The sequence below is a fragment of the Enterococcus sp. DIV0755f genome (assembly GCF_051713725.1).
Classification (GTDB): Bacteria; Bacillota; Bacilli; order Lactobacillales; family Enterococcaceae; genus Enterococcus_D; species Enterococcus_D casseliflavus.
Window position 1 is genome coordinate 514715 of sequence record NZ_JBIOQL010000001.1, and the last position, 16980, is coordinate 531694.

Sequence of the window (16980 nt, forward strand, 5' to 3'; positions counted from 1 at the left end):
ATGCAATTAATTCTAAAGATTAGTACGCATGATTTCTTAGAACTTGACGAATTATGTGAATCAGTAAAGAATGCAACAAATGAAAAAATCACGGTCACTAATTATATTGAACTGATGATTCAAGAAGAATTGAAGATAAAACATGAGATAAAAAACAACCTGAAATATTGTTATCCAGAAAAAAGTTAAGAGAAAATCCATGAATTAAATGTTTTTTGAAAATTGTATTTGACATGGATTTATGATAAAGAATTATTGGGGATTAAGCTGTTATTCTCTTCCAGTTCAGTGAAAGAATGGGTAAAAGAGTTAGAATATGTAGAGCAATATTGACAACATATAAAGGAGCTATTGTTTAAAATTGGAGTAACAAAAAAATAAAGAGAGGTTTACATCTGTCAGATTAAAAGTGATAGTATGTCCCATGAAACTTGCAAAAGAGTTGAACCGATATACACTAGGTTCAACTCTTTTTATTTGTATATTGAAAAAATATCACCGAAGTGACGAATGAAACTATAACCAAAGTAAGCAAGAAAATAAATTTTGTAAATAAAATAAAGTAGTGTAAAAAGATATTTATAAAGCCAATCAAAACTTAAAATTTCAAACGCTAGATAATCAAATAGATAAAAAAATGAAATCGGTTCTATGCGTACGACTAATAAAAATAATAAATTTTCAATAGAAGAAAATGGAAATGAAATCAAATAATTATGAAGAAAAAACAAAGCACTTAGAAAAGTCTGCAAGCAAATTTGAGTAATCGAGATCTAATTTTTTTAAGGAAGTTTAGCAAAAATATGTAATTCTATTGTCACTATTAAAGAGAAAGTTGGAGCGGAATATAATGAAAAGAGAAAAGCGATTAAACGCAAAAAATGTAGAACTTAAAAAATATAAAGAGGAACAACCGTTAAAATTAGGAATGATGTAGTGTAAACATTGTAATTGCTATGATATAAATGAAGTGTTAAAGAAAGCAAATTTAAACCAATTTTGTGAAGAGAAAAGAGAGTGGCAAGCTTTATTTTGCCACTCTTTTTTTGTGCGTAAAAGCTTTAGTCACTATGACCAAAACTACGGACGAAACTATGACCAAAAGTAGGTACTATATTATGACCGAAAATAGGTCCAAAATGGATTTTTTTGTGATATCAAAAAATATGAAGTGATTTTGAAAGAAAACCAGTTGGGACAGCCAACTTAGCAACCTTCCTGTAGGAAGGTGCTATCAGTTTTCCCTTATGCTCTTTTCTTTCTTTTTTGTTTCATATGTCAAATGCCATTTTGAAATGTACCATCTTAAGAAATTTAACCTTAAAAACAATTGCGTTATTGGATAAAAAGATGCTACATTATCTTAAAAAAGGAATCAAATATGATGAATTTAGTGGCTAGCATATCGTGTGATTAAGATGCTTTATAGTGTAAGTTGAAGGAGAAAAAATATTTAAAATATACTTCCCATTTCAGTGGGAAGTAAAATTAATCTTGTTGTTTCTACTAGTAATGTATCTTTTTGGAAACTATGTAACAATGTAAACAAGATTTTTTTCAGAAGAAAAAACGATAAAAGTTGTGATAAACGATTTAAAAAATAGGAGAAAATATATCAAGCGCATGGTATGAAACGCACATTTAAAAAGATTCGACTAACTAAAAAAATAAGTTTACAAAGCATTGTTGTGTATTACAAGTGATCTATACACTGAAAATGATAGAGAAAATCTGATACGTCCGCAACAATGGACAATTGAAAAAGAAAGTGAGGAAATTGGAAGAATGGTTGATGAAAATAAAGTTGTTCCGCTTGAAACACTAGTGATAAATAAGGAAGAGTTTGAGCAACTTTTTCTTGATTTTTTTGTTCAATATGACAGGATTTATGATTTTAGTTCGTCACTAGATTTATTTGAATTAGAGGCAGAAATAATAGAAAACAGTCGAGAGGAGAATGGTAAAATCATCATTTCAGTAGAAAAATTCAATGAATTATTCTCAGAAACATTTGAAATAGATACAGATTATTATCAACCACAAGAAGTTTTCCAATCATTTAGAAATCAGATTATTCGCTCAGGTAAGACCGTAAACTGAAAAACAATAAAAGAAACGTTGAAAGAATAATTATTCCTTCAACGTTTCTTTCAGACTGTAGACAAACCTTATACAAACATGAGGTTTGTCTTTTTTCTATGTAATATTCTATGGATAATCGATAGATTAGGCAGTTTTCCTTTAGGAAAACGCCTCTTTTGCGCTCTGATCCTTTTTATTTTTGCTAGCTTTTTCATATTAAGACACGCAAAAGTAAGCCCAATTTTCATGTGCATTTTTTCAATTCCTATTTGATTGGTATAACGTAGCCCAAGAAATTCTTTTGCTGTCCCAAAAATTCGTTCAATGGTTTCTTTTCTCTTTTTATAAAGTTCTTTGAACCAACTTAGATGGCGTATCTCTTCACAGGTCTCTATAGCTTCAGCCCAAATGTGTCTAGTGATTACTTTGGTATGATTTTTTGAGTTGGTACACTTAGCTAAGAAAGGACAATTTTTACAATCCTTGGGATTGCTTTTGTATTCGATATATCCTTTGCGATTGGTAGTGGTATAAGAGAGTATTTTATTATTGGGACAGATATAAGAATTATAGTAATCGTCATAAACATATTCATGTTTCTTGAAATAGCCTTTTTTAGTCATAGGACGTTTGTATGGGAAAATTGGGGTCAATTTATGTTCGAGTAGTAATTGTGCAATTGCTGGTGTCTTATACCCAGCGTCCATAATTAATTTTTCTAGGGGAAAGGCTCCTTTGAGCTTGTTAAATAAAGAAACAAACGTACGACTGTCATGAAAGTTCCCCGGGTGTGTAGTATAACCTAATATCCATCCATATTGATCACACGCCACTTGTGAGCTATAGGCAAAAAACTTCTTTGTGTTCACCTTTATGAAACCAACCACTTTCAGGATCAGTCGTACTTCTTTTTTTCAAGGAAGTTTTACTTTCTATGTTTGTTTTTTTTAAGGGCTTTTTTAAATGTTTTTCTCGATTCTTGGTGATTTCTTTTGTCAGCTTATCTGTATAAAAAACAGCTTGTTCCATTACTTCGACAGATTCTTTTTTGTTACGATTCGCATGTGCTTTAATATGCGTACTATCAATAAATACTTCGGAAGTATCTACGATACCTTCAGCGATACATTGTTCTAGAATTTCATAAAAAATTTTTTCAAAGAGATCTGTTCCTTTGAACCGTCGCGTATAGTTTTTACCAAATGTTGAAAAATGAGGAACAGGATTTTCTAAACTCAAACCTAAAAACCAGCGATAAGCGATATTCACTTCTATTTTTTTAATTGTTTGTCTCATACTTTTAATACCAAATAGATATTGAATCATTGGTAATTTAATTAGAAGAATAGGATCCAAGCTAGGACGTCTTTGGATTTCATCGTATTTCTCTTTAACCAATTCATAAATAAAGGAGAAATCAATACATTGATCTATTTGCCGCAATAAATGGTCCTGTGGGACCAAGTCTTCAAGAGAAAAGAAACCGATTTGTGCGCGTTTACTCATATCTTGTTTTGAGAGCATCTGGATACACCTCCATTTGATACTCTTATTTTAACGGATAAAAAAAGACAAAGCACTAAAAACTAGTACTTTGTCTATAGTCTGAAACAAATACTAAGGATTTGTTTTTTCTTTTATTATAAGAGTTTTCCACAGCTAAGATATTTATACACAGCAGTAGAGTAAACAAGTTTAGTAGTGTTTTATTATGCTAATTGCATAACAGGAACTAATGCTTTACATAAATCCTTATTACACATGTTGTATTATTCCACCCCACTTGTAACAACCTTCACACGCCTTACATGTTCTATCTAAATCATCAATAGGATTCTTCTTTTTTTTTTGCATGGACCAAAATAATTTCTATATTATAGTCTGGGTATTCTGAGTCTTAAATAAGGTGAAGTTTCATTCTCTGTTTTAATACTGTTAAATGCTTCACCAGATTGTATTATTAAATCTCCTTCTTGCTTAGCGATAGCAGCTTCAAAATCAAAATATCTATCATCGTTTTTAAAACTGATACCATATTGATTGATCTTTTCTAGTAACTCTACTGCAAATTGTGGCACTTCAGAATCACTAGAGTGTTCTTCATCCACAGCTGAAATTGTAGGGTTAAATACTAGTATTATAAAAAGCATTCCAAAAAAAAAACAAGTATCTTTCTCATAATTATAAATTTCCTTTCATCTTCAAAAATTTGTACCAAAAAACAACAAAATAAATCCAATATAAAGGAGCGCTCCCCCTCCTAAAAGAACAAAAAAGTAGAAAACGTATTTAGTTGTTTTAGTAATATTATTTGCACTTCTTATTTTAATAGTAATAATATAAAATGCTACGAGAATTAACAATGGTAGGGCTCTGATCAACAATTCTTGTTCCTCCTTTGGTAAAAGCGGTATGAACATTTTTTATAGTTTTCAATTAAACAATATTTCTGTGATCAGATACCTAAAAGTTTTTGATTTTATTTAGAATGCCCAATTCATATGCCCTTCATCAACTCACTTAAATAGTTCAATTATAAATTGTTTATGTATAAACATGATATATTTTGTTAGCCAAATTACCAGTTTTAATCTATAAATCATTCTTAAAAACGAAGTAAGTTGAGCATAATTAAGTATTAAACCATAGAATATTGATGTTGAAATTTTATAAAAAGAGTTTGAAAAAATAATAGAAACATAACATGTTGTATTAAAGTTTTAAAATATCATCAATCAAGTCAAATAATTGTCATTTGTATTATTCTTAAAGATGACAATGAAACTTTATTACAAGAAAACTTATCTAACTAATAATTCACTATAGTTTTTCTAATAAAAAAATAGAAAGTAATAAAGTAGAATAGATATTTTTAATTAGTTAATTATTCATCTATATTGATGTTAGATAAACATATTAAGTTTTATGGTAAAGATTATTAATTAAGCTTCAGCTAACATAACGCTATAACTTTTATTATTTTTATGTTTTTTTGAAATAAAAGGGTTTACAAAGTGGGTTTTTGTGGTATTATTAGCTAAGTCAACACGTTAAGTAAGAGAGGAAAGATAAAATAATGTTACCTAAGTATGAAATAATAAAACAAGACATTATTGAGAAAATTAATACTGGAGAATTTGAAACAGGGACAAAAATTTACTCCGAAGGAGAACTCAAGAGAATTTATGGTGTTAGTAATACGACAGTTGTCAGAGCTTTGCAGGATTTAGTTTTGGAAGGATATTTAATTAGAAGACAAGGTGAAGGTACGTATGTAAGAAGGAATTTACGTCATAAGAAAGTGTACTTTGATGAATTAGGGCCTTTTATTAAAAGGAAATCAGAAGAAACTATTAAAGAAGCAACTGAAAAAACAATAACAAAATTTTATCGTAGTGTTCTACAGAAGGAAATTGCAAAAAAATTGAATTTAAAAGAAGATGCAAGTCTAACTCAGATTGTTCAAATAGCTATGATTGATGACTTGATTTGGAAAATTCAAATTCGCTATGTGTCAGATGAAATGTTAACAGATGATATGATAGTTCAATTACAATCTGGGGGGAGTTTATCAGAGGAGTATAAAAAAAAGAGCCAATTAAAGCAATTACCAATGAATCAAGAAATTAAGTTTAGTGTAGTAGCAAATGAAAGTGATGTTTTAAATTTAATTCCTGAAGAAATGCTGTATGTTGATTGGGCATTAAATTTACCGATTGTTAAATTTAATAAAACTTATTTTGATAATCATAAAAAAGCTATTGAATTTTCAACGACATTAATTCATTACAAACATTATGCAATTAAGATTGAATATGAAGGGATATAAGTATGAACAAGTTAAATGTTGAAGTTTTAAAAGATAGTCATCGTTTTATGAATAATGGCTTATTGACTAAAGAGAAAGTTGAAAAAGCGATTGAAGAAGCTATTCAAAAGATTGATCACAACATGAGCCGTCTAGGTGAACGATTTCCATCTCCTAATACGATTAACCATAGTTATCAAACAATTGAAAATGTAGAATGGACAACAGGTTTTTGGACAGGAATGTTGTGGTTAGCTTATGAATATACACAGGATGAAAAATACAAACAATTAGCAGATAAACATGTGGATAGCTTTTTAGAAAGAATTGAAAAAAATATTGCAGTGGATCATCATGATATGGGTTTCTTATTCTCGCCTTCTTGTGTAGCATCATACAAACTTACAGGAAATAAAAAGGGTAGAAAAGCAGGTATTTTAGCCGCAGATAAGTTGATGACTCGCTACCAAGAGAAAGGAAAGTTTATACAAGCTTGGGGAGAATTAGGAACTAAAGATAATTATCGATTAATTGTTGATTGTTTATTGAATATCCCATTACTTTATTGGGCTTCTGAAGAAACAGGAGATCCTAAATATAGTGAAGTAGCGGATAAGCACTATCAAACAACAATTGCTAATGCAATAAGGGAGGACGCATCATCATTCCATACATTTTATTTTGATCCAGAAACGGGAAAGCCTGTTGGAGGAAGGACTCGTCAAGGGTATGCTGATGATTCAAGTTGGGCACGTGGACAAAGTTGGTTGATTTATGGTATTGCGTTAAATTATAATTTCAGACCAAAAGAGGATGATTTTGTTAGTTATGAAGCAGTTACTAATTACTTCTTAAATCGTTTGCCAAAAGATTTAATTTGTTATTGGGATTTGATTTTTGATGATCAATCACAACAATCAAGAGATTCTTCTACTGCTGCTATTGCTGTTTGTGGGATGAATTTAATGAACAAGTACTTACCAGAGTCTTTTGATAAAAAACAAGTTTATACTTATGCACAGCATAGCATATTAGAAAGTTTAATTGACAGTTATACAGAACAGTTGAGTCAAGGAACTGTAGCATTAATAAATCATGGCGTTTATTCTTGGCACAGTGGTAAAGGAGTAGATGAAGGAAATATATGGGGGGATTACTACTATTTAGAAGCACTTATTCGTTTTTATAAAGACTGGAAAATGTATTGGTAATAAAGGGGGAAATGTAAATGGATGAGAAGCCAAATATTAAGATGATTAGAATTGATGAAAGATTGATTCATGGGCAAGGACAGCTGTGGATAAAAAGTTTAGGTGTTAACTTAGTTATTTGTGCAGATGATAAAGTATCTTCAGATAGTATGCAACAGTCGTTGATGAAATCAGTTGTTCCTCAAGATATAGCTTTACGTTTTTGGGATCTTGAAAGAACAGCAAAAGTAATTTGGAAAGCGTTACCTAGTCAATCGATTTTTGTGATTGTGTCATCTCCAAAAGCTGTATTGACATTAGCAGAACAAGGTTTTCCAGTTGGGGAAGTGAATGTTGGGAATATTCATGCAAAAGAAGGTAAAGAGAAGATTTCACAATTTATTTATTTAGGTGAAGAGGATAAAGAGTCGTTAAGAACTTTACGAGACAAATATGGATGCTCATTTAACACTAAAACATCACCAATATCAAATGATGGAGCACAATCACTAGAAAAATTGGAAAATATTTTAGGATAAGGAGAAAAATTATATGGATATTTCAATGACACAAGCACTGTTAATTGCTTTAATCACTGGTTTTTGCTATGCAGGTCAATTGTTGGGGATTTATACAAATCGTGCGTTAGTAATGTCATTTTTTGTTGGGGTTGTTTTAAATGACATTCCAACAGCTATTACCATGGGGGCTATTGCTGAACTTGCTTATATGGGATTTGGCGTAGGAGCAGGAGGAACAGTACCTCCTAATCCAGTAGGTCCTGGTATTGTAGGTACAATAATGGCAATTACTTTGAAGGACCAAGGAGTAACACCAGAATCGGCCTTGGCATTATCCTTTCCGTTTGCCGTACTGTTTCAATTAGTAACAACTGCGCTTTACTCACTATTTGCTGGTACTACAAATAATGCAAGAAATTTAATTAAAAAAGGTAATTTTAAACAATTTAATTTGTTAGCTAATTTGACATTTGTAAGTTTCTTTGTTACTGGATGTGCGATTGGTTTCTTTGCCTCGGTATCACGTCCAGCTTTACAAGCTTTTGTAGAAGCGTTACCAGAGTGGTTGATTACAGGATTTTCAGTTTCAGGCGGATTAATTCCTGCAATTGGTTTTGCAATGATTCTTTCTGTTATGCTAGATAAAAAACTTATGTCGTATGCATTACTCGGATATATTTGTGCAGCATACTTAGAATTGCCAACAATGGCAATTGCTTTAGTAGGAACTTTCTTTGCCTTAATTACTTTTTATGCAAACCAAGATAAAGATTCAATAAATAAGACTAAAACAAAAAATGATAAAGAATCATACCATGACTTATCTAATTTTGCGGAGGAGGATTTTTCTAATGGAATCTAAACAAAACAGATTAACACAAAAAGACTATATGAAAACTGCACTACGGTCTTATCTTTTGCAAAATGGATTTAACTATAATGTTTACCAAGGAACTGGATATTTGTATAGTATTTTACCAGCCTTAAAGAAAATATATGCAGATGATCCAGAAAAACTAAAAGAAACAGCTGGTGCTAATATTGAATTTTATAATGTAAATCCTCATATGGCTCCATTTGTTACAAGTATGCAATTGGCTATGTATGATCATGGAGAAGAAATTGAAGATGCTCGAAGTATTAAAATGGCTTTAATGGGACCTCTGTCAGGTATTGGTGATTCATTAGCACAATTTGGGATTGCTCCTTTATTTTCTACTATATTTGCTGGGCTAGCATTAGATGGTTTAGGATTTGCTCCTATGGGATTCTGGGTATCAATGTTGGTATCAATGTTTGTTATTAAAATGTTTTCAGGATATTTAGGGTTCAAATTAGGAACAAGTATTATTGATACATTAAGTGAGCAAATTAGTAAAATATCTGCTGCAGCTAACATCGTTGGAGTTACAGTAATTGCGGGGCTTTCTACTACCTTTGTAAAAGCTAATATCCCTATTCAATATACTTCTATAATGGCAGATGATACAGAACAAATTATCTCTCTTCAAGAAATTTTAGATAAGATTTTACCCAAATTGTTACCTGTTGTACTTACTATTATTGTTTTTTATTTAATTAAGAAACGTAACTGGTCAACATACCGTTTGTTAATTTTATTATTTGCGATTGGAATTTTAGGTTCTCTTTTAGGTATATTAGGATAAACTTAAAAAGGAGTTAATATAATTTATTAACTCCTTTTTTGAAAGGATCTATTGATGGATTTTAAATTAATTGAAAAATATAATAATGAATTTTTTAAAAATCAGTCTATAAAAGAGGAAGTATCAAAAAATAGAATTTTTTTTGATACGATTATTAATAGAGGAAATTACTTAAAAAAAGGGCAAATTATATTTAACGACTCCTTAGATATGGAAGCAGTAAGCACACCTTACAACCTAGACTTAACTAATTTGGAAGAAAGTCCAAATGGCGATTTAGAGTGGTGTTACATGGCTAGTCGTAATGGATATCTTGTAGACTTAGGAATTCTATACGCTTATACAAAAGAAGAAGTGTATTTTAAGCTTTGGAAAAAATATCTCTTTTCTTTTATTGACTGGCAAGAGAAGAGTCCTCATGTATGGCGAAGTTTAGATGTAGGGTTACGTTTAAATAATTGGATGAAAAGTTTTATTTACATTTCTGATTTGACTAATCAATTATCCAGTACAGAGAAAATTAAATTAGAGAAATCTATCATTAAACAGATTATTTATTTAAAAAAAAATTTTCCTAACAAAAGTTACTTAAGTAACTGGGGTGTATTAGCTATAACAGGAGTTTTATCTACTAGTCAATTATTACCAGAATTAGTTGATAAAGAAACAGAAGAATGGGCATGGACAACTTTAACAGAGGCACTTGAAATTCAATTTTATGATGATGGAATCCAGTGGGAGCAAAGCCCCATGTATCATCATGAAGTTACCATTTGTATGTTGCAATTATGGTTAAATAGCTATTACTTAGAACATTCTTTCCCTGCACATATACAGTCTATTTTAGAAAAAGCAATTAACGTTAGTTATTATTATTGCGATCATGCTTTTAATTTATTATCTTTACATGATAGTGATGCAGTGGATTTCACATATGTTTACAGCATCTATGAATTATTAGGTTTTTTGGATATAAATATGAATAAAACACCAGGAATTTTTTATACTGGAAAAAAAATTAATACAGAAAAGAAGAAACTGTTACCCAATCTATTTGAAACAGGTGAAAGTGGTTTTCTAGCATATAAAGACGCGAATATTTATTTAACTTTATTTAATGGACGACATGGTAGTGGGCATGGTCACGGGTCTTTAGGATCTATTACTTTGGATTATCAAGGAAAAGAACTAATAAAGGATCCAGGAAGGTATACATATCTTGAGGTTCCTTTAAGAAGTTATTTAAAAGAAGAGTTTAGTCACAGTTCATTAATTGTTGATGGGAAGCCGTTAACTCAAATAGATTCATCTTGGTCGTATAGAACGATGGCAGAACCAATTTTTCATAAGAGTTTTGAAGATAGGGAGTATGTATTATTTGAGATTAGTTGGCATGGAAAGCAAGAGAATAATTTAGTTATCTTCAAAAGAACAATTATTTATTTTAAGAAGTTAATGGTTATCCTAGTGGTAAATACAACAGATTGTCCTGGGAACCATATTTTGAGCACACGTTACCAAATGGGAGATAATCTTCAGCTAGATAAACAAGAAAATAATATTTTATTAAAGTCAACTCCATTTGCATTACTTGTTGGAAATCAAGCCGACGTGGCTATTAATAAGAAAACATGGTCACCTAAATATAATGAAAAAGAGCAATATGAAGAAATATTGCTTGAACAGTCATTTAATAATAATTTAGTGACGTATGAATGTTTTTATCCTTGGAATCAAGTGGAAGTTGAAAAAGTTGATTGTTATCAAAATAATCAATCAGATCCTTGTGATATGCTGTTATGTTTTGGAGTAAAAATGACTACTAATCAAGGAGAAGTTTATGAATATTATCACAGTGCATATGATACTTTTAGAGGCGATAAGCTTTATTTAGGGGACCAAGGACGTTTATTATATGGGAAACACAAAATCTTCAGAAAAAAGGTAGGGGAATAGTTATGATTGGGTTTATTATTACAGGACACGGAGCTTATGCGCCGGGAATTCACGGTGCCATGGAAATGATTACTGGAAAACAAGAAAAGGTTAAGGTAATTCCTTTTTTACCTGAAATGACATTAGAAGTTTTCAAAAATGAAATTGTTGCAAGTATTGATACTCTTAAAAAAGAGGTATCAGAAATAATTATTTTTTCAGACCTTTTGGGTGGAACTCCATTCAAGATTGCTGCAGAAATAGTAATGAACCAAGGTGGTATTGAGATAGTTTCAGGTACTAACTTATCGATGTTGGTAGAAGGTTCAATACTTAGATTAGGAATGTCAAGTTCTCAAGAATTAGTTAATCAGTTGCTTCAAACTGGGAAAGACGGAATTAGTAGATTAGAGTCAATTAGTGAATACTTTAAAAATGACACAGAGGATTTTTCAGATGGGATTTAATTAGAATCACTTAACCAAATATAGTACAAAATTGAATAAGCTGTAATAATAAATGTTTTTCCGATTGAAGGCATATCTTTCAACTCAGTGATAACCTAATATTGTTACAGTTTATTTAACTTTAATAAGCTCATACGGAACTTTTTTTGAAAACGTATACATTTTTTCGGAAGTAAACCAGTATAGGAGTAATTTTTTTAATATTTACGCTTAAAAATATTTTTTATTAACTATCTAATCGCCTTTCAGGACGGTTGCATTTTAAAAACTAAGATATATCGAGGGAGAAATTTATGATAATTAAGAATTAATTCAAGGGGTGTATCGTTTGATTTATAAAGAATAACCTAATAGGTGTTAATTTGACTTTTATTATAATATACGACAAGGAGAATAATTATGAAAAATAAAATAGTAGTGAAGAGCTTGTTTGTTTTAGCACTATTGACATCTACAAGTTTAAATGCCTTAGCAGAGGAACCAGAATCAGTTAATGAAGCAGAACAATCTATAGATAAAATAGTAATACAATCTGATGATAATCAAGGTAATTCTAATTTAGTGCAGAACGGTGATTTCTCAAATATTGAATCTCAAGAAGGTAAGTGGTCAGGAAATAAACCAAGTAGTTGGGGTATATGGATACCTAGAGATATGACTTCTGCAGACTATACAGCTGAAGTGAATGCTAACAATCAAATAGTATTATCTAGTTTAAAAGATGATTTTCGTGTAGGGATAACACAAAAAATTGAAGTAGATCCTAATAAACTTTATCAGCTTTCATTCAAAGTAAAAACGGATGAGTTAACAAATGTGGCTCGTGTACGAATTAATGAGCAGAATGAAAATGGTCAAACTAATTTATGGTATTCAAAATCTGTTAAGGGAACAACTGATTGGCAAACAATTATGCAAGACTTCGAACCAAATCCAGAAACTAGTTTTGTCACTATTGAATTGTTCTTTGAAAAAGGTATAGGGACACTTTATTATGATGACGTATCGTTTTTAGAGAAGCAGATTGAAGAAGATGATGGTATTACAATCGAAGATAAAATTGAGATCAATACAAACAATATTTATGTGACCAAACAAGAAAATTATAAATACGTTGTAAGTGATTCTTCACTAGCAACCGAAGAAGAAGGGATGTTGTATCCTGTTAAAGAAGGAGAAACAACTGTAAAAATTTTGGATGAAAAAGGTATTTTTATGATGGAAATTCCTTTGGTTATTTCTTCATATAATGAAACAAAGTTTAATAAAATGCTTAATCAATGGAATGGAATTATTGCTGGAAATTCTTATTACAATGATAATAATCATGTAATGGTTCAGCAAAATAAAGATTTGGATTCCTCAGTAGAAAAAATTATATCTTTATATACTTACAAAGAAAATTTTAAAACACTTTGGAGTGATATTACAGACTATAAAGTGTCTGCTAATATCACTGAGTCATATAGAAGAATTGAAACAATTTCAAAACAAGTGACTCAACCAGCTTCTAAATACTATCAAGATAAAGAAGTCATTCGCATTGCAAAAAACGCAATGGAGTGGATGAGTAAAAATGTCTATAACGAAAATTCTTCTCTTCAAGGTAATTGGTGGGATTATGAAATTGGAGCGCCACGTGCTATTAACAATACGTTGTCTCTGATGCAAGCATATTTTACGCAGTCAGAAATATTGATGTATACTAATCCGATTAATTATTTTGTACCTGATCCTTATAATTTTAGAGTGACATTAGGCACACCCTTTAAAGCTTTAGGTGGCAATTTGGTTGATATGGGTAGAGTAAAAATTATTTCAGGCGCCTTAAGAGAAGATGGAGATATTGTCAGTAAATCAGTAGAATCCTTGCAACAAGCTTTCGAGTATGCGAAACCTGGTGAATCAGGATTTTATGAAGATGGATCATATATAGACCATGATAATGTTGCTTTAACAGGTGCGTATGGGAGTGTTTTAATAGATGGCTTATCACAATTACTACCAGTAGTATTGGAGAGCGAATTACTCCCTGTTAGCAAGCTAGATAATTTATATAATTTTATAGAAAATTCATTTATACCGTTAATGTACAAAGGTGAAATGATGGATATGGTCCGAGGTCGAGCTGTTAGTAGAGAGGAGCTTCAAAGTCATGCTGCGGGAGGAGAAGTTCTTCGAGGTTTGATGCGAGTAGCTAATTCATCAGAAGAAACTCAAAAGAATCGATTGAATAAACTGGTTAAAACATTTGTTAAAGGAAATACCTACTATGATATATACGACAGTCTAAATTCATATAAAGATATTGATTTGATGGATAAATTATTAGCAGATGATTCTATTTCAATAACTGATTTTTCAACTAGTTTAGCAACTTTTAATGAGATGGATAAAGTAGCTTATCAAAATGTAAATGCTAAATTTGGTATTGGGGTAAGTATGTATTCTGATACAACACAAAACTATGAGTATATGAATGAAGAAAACTCGCATGGATGGTATACATCAGATGGGGCAGTTTATCTATATAATTTAGATTTAAGTCATTACAATGATAATTATTGGGCAACTGTAGATCCTTATCATATCCCGGGAACCACTATTATTCCAACGGAGAGAAAAGATGGGTCTGGAATGGTTAGATCACCTAATAGTTTTATTGGTGCAACTAAGCTGGATGACACAACAGCTTCAATAGTTATGGAGTTTACTAACTGGGATAAGACACTAAATGCGAATAAATCTTGGTTCATCTTCAATGATAAAGTTGTATTTTTAGGTTCAGATATTCAAACTACTGGAGATACACAACCAATTACTACAATAGAAAATAGAAAAAATACTGACACAACACAATATGATGTGTATGTAAATGGAGATAAGCAGATATTAAATAATGAAAAAGTAGAATTAAAGAATGTACACTTTTTATTGTTATCTTCACCAAATAACCAAGCAATGAATATTGGCTATATTTTCTTAGACAAAACTTCATTAGATTTTCTAAACAAGACAAACCAAGGGAGATGGAAAGATATTAATGCAAGCCAGTCAGATCAATTACACGAAAATAATTTTTTAACATTCTATAAAACACATTCTAAGGAAGACACAAGATATGCTTATGTGATGTATCCGAATGTATCAAATGATGAACTAGCAAAGAAAGAAGAATCAAATAAAGTCAAGATATTGCAAAATAATGCGTCTGTTCAGGCTGTCTATGATGCTGATGAAGAAAGTTGGGGAGTTGTATTATACGAGGATATGCCTTTTGAGATTGATGGAGCTATAACACTAACTAAAAAAGGTGTTTATAGTATTAAGAAGAAAGATGAGTATAGAGTTTCATATTTTAACCCGTCAGATGAGGAATATCATTCAGACACAATTGAGACTATCTTATCTCAAGAGATAGTACAAGAAGCAACAAATAAAGATAAAAGCACGATTATTAGACTTAGCATTGATAAAGATACAAGAAAAGCATTAAAAGACAAACAAAAAGAGAAAGAAAAACAAGCAGAAAAAGATAAGCAGAAAAAAGAAAATCAGTTAGAAAAAGAAAAAAGAGCTAAGAGAAATAAAAATCTTTAATGGATATAATTTGCTCGAAGGATAGAAATAATGAGCTTTTATATTATGAAGAAATAGATGAGTAGGAGAAATTGTATTGTTAACATTAATATTAAAAAACGAAAACAAAATTATTATGAAAAGAAGTCATTCTACAGAGACTTATTTAGCGTTGAAACGTAGAGAATATGCAGAAGGGGAAGTAGTAGAATTAATCTTAGATAAAGCTAATCAATTTGTATGGGTTCAGGTAGATGAAGCTATTGAACCAAGCCTAATTTATTTAACAGAAAAAAAATGGAAATTTCCGATTATCTTAGATGAGAAGTTACGTTTAGCATATTCACCTAAAATTTTTACAGGAGATCGTCATTATATAAGAGCTTGGTTACCTACAGAAAACGAAATTCATAGTTACCGCAATTTAGCACGTAATGCACACGATCAAAAGGATGTTACGAATACTTACCCTCATGCGTTTGCTAATGTCGAGACACGAAATGACTCAACATTCTTTGCTCGTAATGCGATTGATGGTATATTAGCAAATGAAGGTCATGGTGATTATCCATATCAATCATGGGGAATTAACCAGAATGAAGACGCAAAGATTACAATTGATTTTGGTCGTGAAGTTGAAATTGACAAGTTAGCATTAGTTTTACGTGGTGATTATCCTCATGATAGTTTTTGGACACAGATTTCAGTTGTTTTTTCAGAAGGTGAAGAAAAAACCTTAGAAACAACTAATGAACTGAATCGTCAATATTTTGATTTTCCTTTCATAAAAACAACAAAGATTACATTAAAAAATCTCATTAAGAATGAAGATGAATCTCCGTTTCCAGCGTTAACTCAATTTGAAGCATACGGAAGAGAGGTATCAAAATAGTTATGTTATATGAGGAAAAAAGATTTCAAAATTAGTTCCTGTGTATGTTATTTTGTTATTAGTATGAACCATTTGCCTTGCTTATTGCAGGATTAGTTCTCGCCTATAATAAGGTTGAATGGTTTAGAAATGGCGTTAATGCATTCTTTCAAGGTGTTTCAGATGTCGCCGTTGAGGTGTTCAACTTTATTGGGGGATACATTAGTGGAGTATTCGAAGGACTTTGGACAAATATTTCCAACGTATTCGAAGCTGGTAAACGCATATTCACTGGTTTTATTGATTTTATCACTGGAGTTTTCACAGGGGATTGGGAACGAGCTTGGAATGGTATTGTAAACATTTTTGGTGGTATCTTCGATGGAATTGTTGCGATTGCGAAAATGCCACTAAACAACATGATCGGACTTATCAACGGATTTATTCGAGGGCTGAATAATATCAAGGTTCCAAAATGGGTACCTGGTGTTGGTGTTAAAAGCTTCAGTATTGGAGAATTACCTTATCTAGCAAAAGGCGGTCATGTATTGAATGGTCAAGCGATCGTTGGTGAAGCTGGACCAGAATTACTTACGAATAAAAACGGTAAGACGACCGTTACTCCGTTATCAAACGAAGAAAAACGCAAAGGCATTGGTGGCAAAGTACAGCCTGCTAAAGTGGAACAACATATCCACATTGGGAATGTCGATGCGAATAACCCGAGCGAATTAAACAAAATGAACCGTAAATTTTACCGTGCAAGCAAACAAGCACTTGCCGGCGTGGGAGGATAAATATAAGGCACCTAGCTTATCGGCTGGGTGTCTTTTTTGTTATGCTTGCAACACCATGTACTA

At 31.2% G+C, this 16980-nt stretch carries 12 protein-coding genes and 2 pseudogenes; 12 read left to right on the top strand and 2 right to left on the bottom strand.

Annotated features, from left to right (window positions below):
* Both IGI73_RS02395 and IGI73_RS02400 read left to right on the top strand, forming a co-directional pair.
* The gene (locus IGI73_RS02395; protein WP_117474733.1) at positions 1-189 is read left to right on the top strand and encodes a hypothetical protein; all 189 of its coding nucleotides are present in this window, start codon (positions 1-3) and stop codon (positions 187-189) included.
* A gap of 1596 nt (positions 190-1785) precedes the next feature.
* Positions 1786-2100, top strand: a complete 315-nt coding sequence (locus IGI73_RS02400) for a hypothetical protein (protein WP_034868824.1) — start codon at positions 1786-1788, stop codon at positions 2098-2100.
* 68 nt (positions 2101-2168) lie between these two features.
* Here IGI73_RS02400 and IGI73_RS02405 read toward each other — a convergent pair.
* Positions 2169-3606 (bottom strand): annotated as a pseudogene (locus IGI73_RS02405) (IS1182 family transposase).
* Between the two features lie 350 nt (positions 3607-3956).
* The gene (locus IGI73_RS02410) at positions 3957-4190 is read right to left on the bottom strand and encodes a hypothetical protein (RefSeq protein ID WP_231435509.1); all 234 of its coding nucleotides are present in this window, start codon (positions 4188-4190) and stop codon (positions 3957-3959) included.
* Between the two features lie 968 nt (positions 4191-5158).
* On the opposite strand from IGI73_RS02410, the gene IGI73_RS02415 reads away from it, so the two are divergent.
* From IGI73_RS02415 to IGI73_RS02460, 10 genes and pseudogenes are all read left to right on the top strand, one after another.
* Positions 5159-5911 carry a GntR family transcriptional regulator gene (locus tag IGI73_RS02415; RefSeq protein WP_003128371.1) on the top strand — a complete coding sequence of 251 codons (753 nt, stop codon included), beginning with the start codon at positions 5159-5161 and terminating at the stop codon, positions 5909-5911.
* 2 nt (positions 5912-5913) lie between these two features.
* Positions 5914-7101, top strand: a complete 1188-nt coding sequence (locus tag IGI73_RS02420; RefSeq protein WP_005227400.1) for a glycoside hydrolase family 88 protein — start codon at positions 5914-5916, stop codon at positions 7099-7101.
* Between the two features lie 17 nt (positions 7102-7118).
* Positions 7119-7619, top strand: a complete 501-nt coding sequence (locus tag IGI73_RS02425) for a PTS sugar transporter subunit IIB (RefSeq protein WP_005227402.1) — start codon at positions 7119-7121, stop codon at positions 7617-7619.
* A gap of 13 nt (positions 7620-7632) precedes the next feature.
* Positions 7633-8463 (top strand): PTS mannose/fructose/sorbose/N-acetylgalactosamine transporter subunit IIC, encoded by an 831-nt coding sequence (locus IGI73_RS02430; RefSeq protein WP_117474734.1) that lies wholly within the window; start codon positions 7633-7635, stop codon positions 8461-8463.
* Complete coding sequence (locus IGI73_RS02435; RefSeq protein WP_003128376.1) at positions 8453-9268, top strand: PTS system mannose/fructose/sorbose family transporter subunit IID; 816 nt, start codon at positions 8453-8455, stop codon at positions 9266-9268. The genes IGI73_RS02430 and IGI73_RS02435 overlap by 11 nt, the downstream gene beginning before the upstream one ends.
* 54 nt (positions 9269-9322) lie before the next feature.
* Entirely contained in the window at positions 9323-11224 is a 1902-nt protein-coding gene (locus tag IGI73_RS02440) for a heparinase II/III family protein (RefSeq protein WP_034868816.1), read from the top strand.
* 2 nt (positions 11225-11226) lie between these two features.
* Positions 11227-11670: a PTS sugar transporter subunit IIA gene (locus tag IGI73_RS02445; RefSeq protein ID WP_003128381.1), complete on the top strand. Its 444-nt coding sequence runs from the start codon at positions 11227-11229 to the stop codon at positions 11668-11670.
* Between the two features lie 399 nt (positions 11671-12069).
* The gene (locus tag IGI73_RS02450; RefSeq protein ID WP_438759032.1) at positions 12070-15270 is read left to right on the top strand and encodes a polysaccharide lyase 8 family protein; all 3201 of its coding nucleotides are present in this window, start codon (positions 12070-12072) and stop codon (positions 15268-15270) included.
* 76 nt (positions 15271-15346) lie between these two features.
* Entirely contained in the window at positions 15347-16141 is a 795-nt protein-coding gene (locus IGI73_RS02455; protein ID WP_438759033.1) for a hypothetical protein, read from the top strand.
* 80 nt (positions 16142-16221) lie between these two features.
* Positions 16222-16917, top strand: a pseudogene (locus tag IGI73_RS02460) (phage tail protein); the annotation flags it as partial.
* Between the last annotated feature and the right edge of the window lie 63 nt (positions 16918-16980).

Coding starts and splice junctions, on each gene's coding strand:
- IGI73_RS02445 (WP_003128381.1), top strand. CDS start 11,227: ATGATTGGGTTTATTATTACAGGACACGGAGCTTATGCGCCGGGAATT.
- IGI73_RS02400 (WP_034868824.1), top strand. CDS start 1,786: ATGGTTGATGAAAATAAAGTTGTTCCGCTTGAAACACTAGTGATAAAT.
- IGI73_RS02425 (WP_005227402.1), top strand. CDS start 7,119: ATGGATGAGAAGCCAAATATTAAGATGATTAGAATTGATGAAAGATTG.
- IGI73_RS02435 (WP_003128376.1), top strand. CDS start 8,453: ATGGAATCTAAACAAAACAGATTAACACAAAAAGACTATATGAAAACT.
- IGI73_RS02440 (WP_034868816.1), top strand. CDS start 9,323: ATGGATTTTAAATTAATTGAAAAATATAATAATGAATTTTTTAAAAAT.
- IGI73_RS02415 (WP_003128371.1), top strand. CDS start 5,159: ATGTTACCTAAGTATGAAATAATAAAACAAGACATTATTGAGAAAATT.
- IGI73_RS02450 (WP_438759032.1), top strand. CDS start 12,070: ATGAAAAATAAAATAGTAGTGAAGAGCTTGTTTGTTTTAGCACTATTG.
- IGI73_RS02430 (WP_117474734.1), top strand. CDS start 7,633: ATGGATATTTCAATGACACAAGCACTGTTAATTGCTTTAATCACTGGT.
- IGI73_RS02420 (WP_005227400.1), top strand. CDS start 5,914: ATGAACAAGTTAAATGTTGAAGTTTTAAAAGATAGTCATCGTTTTATG.
- IGI73_RS02395 (WP_117474733.1), top strand. CDS start 1: ATGCAATTAATTCTAAAGATTAGTACGCATGATTTCTTAGAACTTGAC.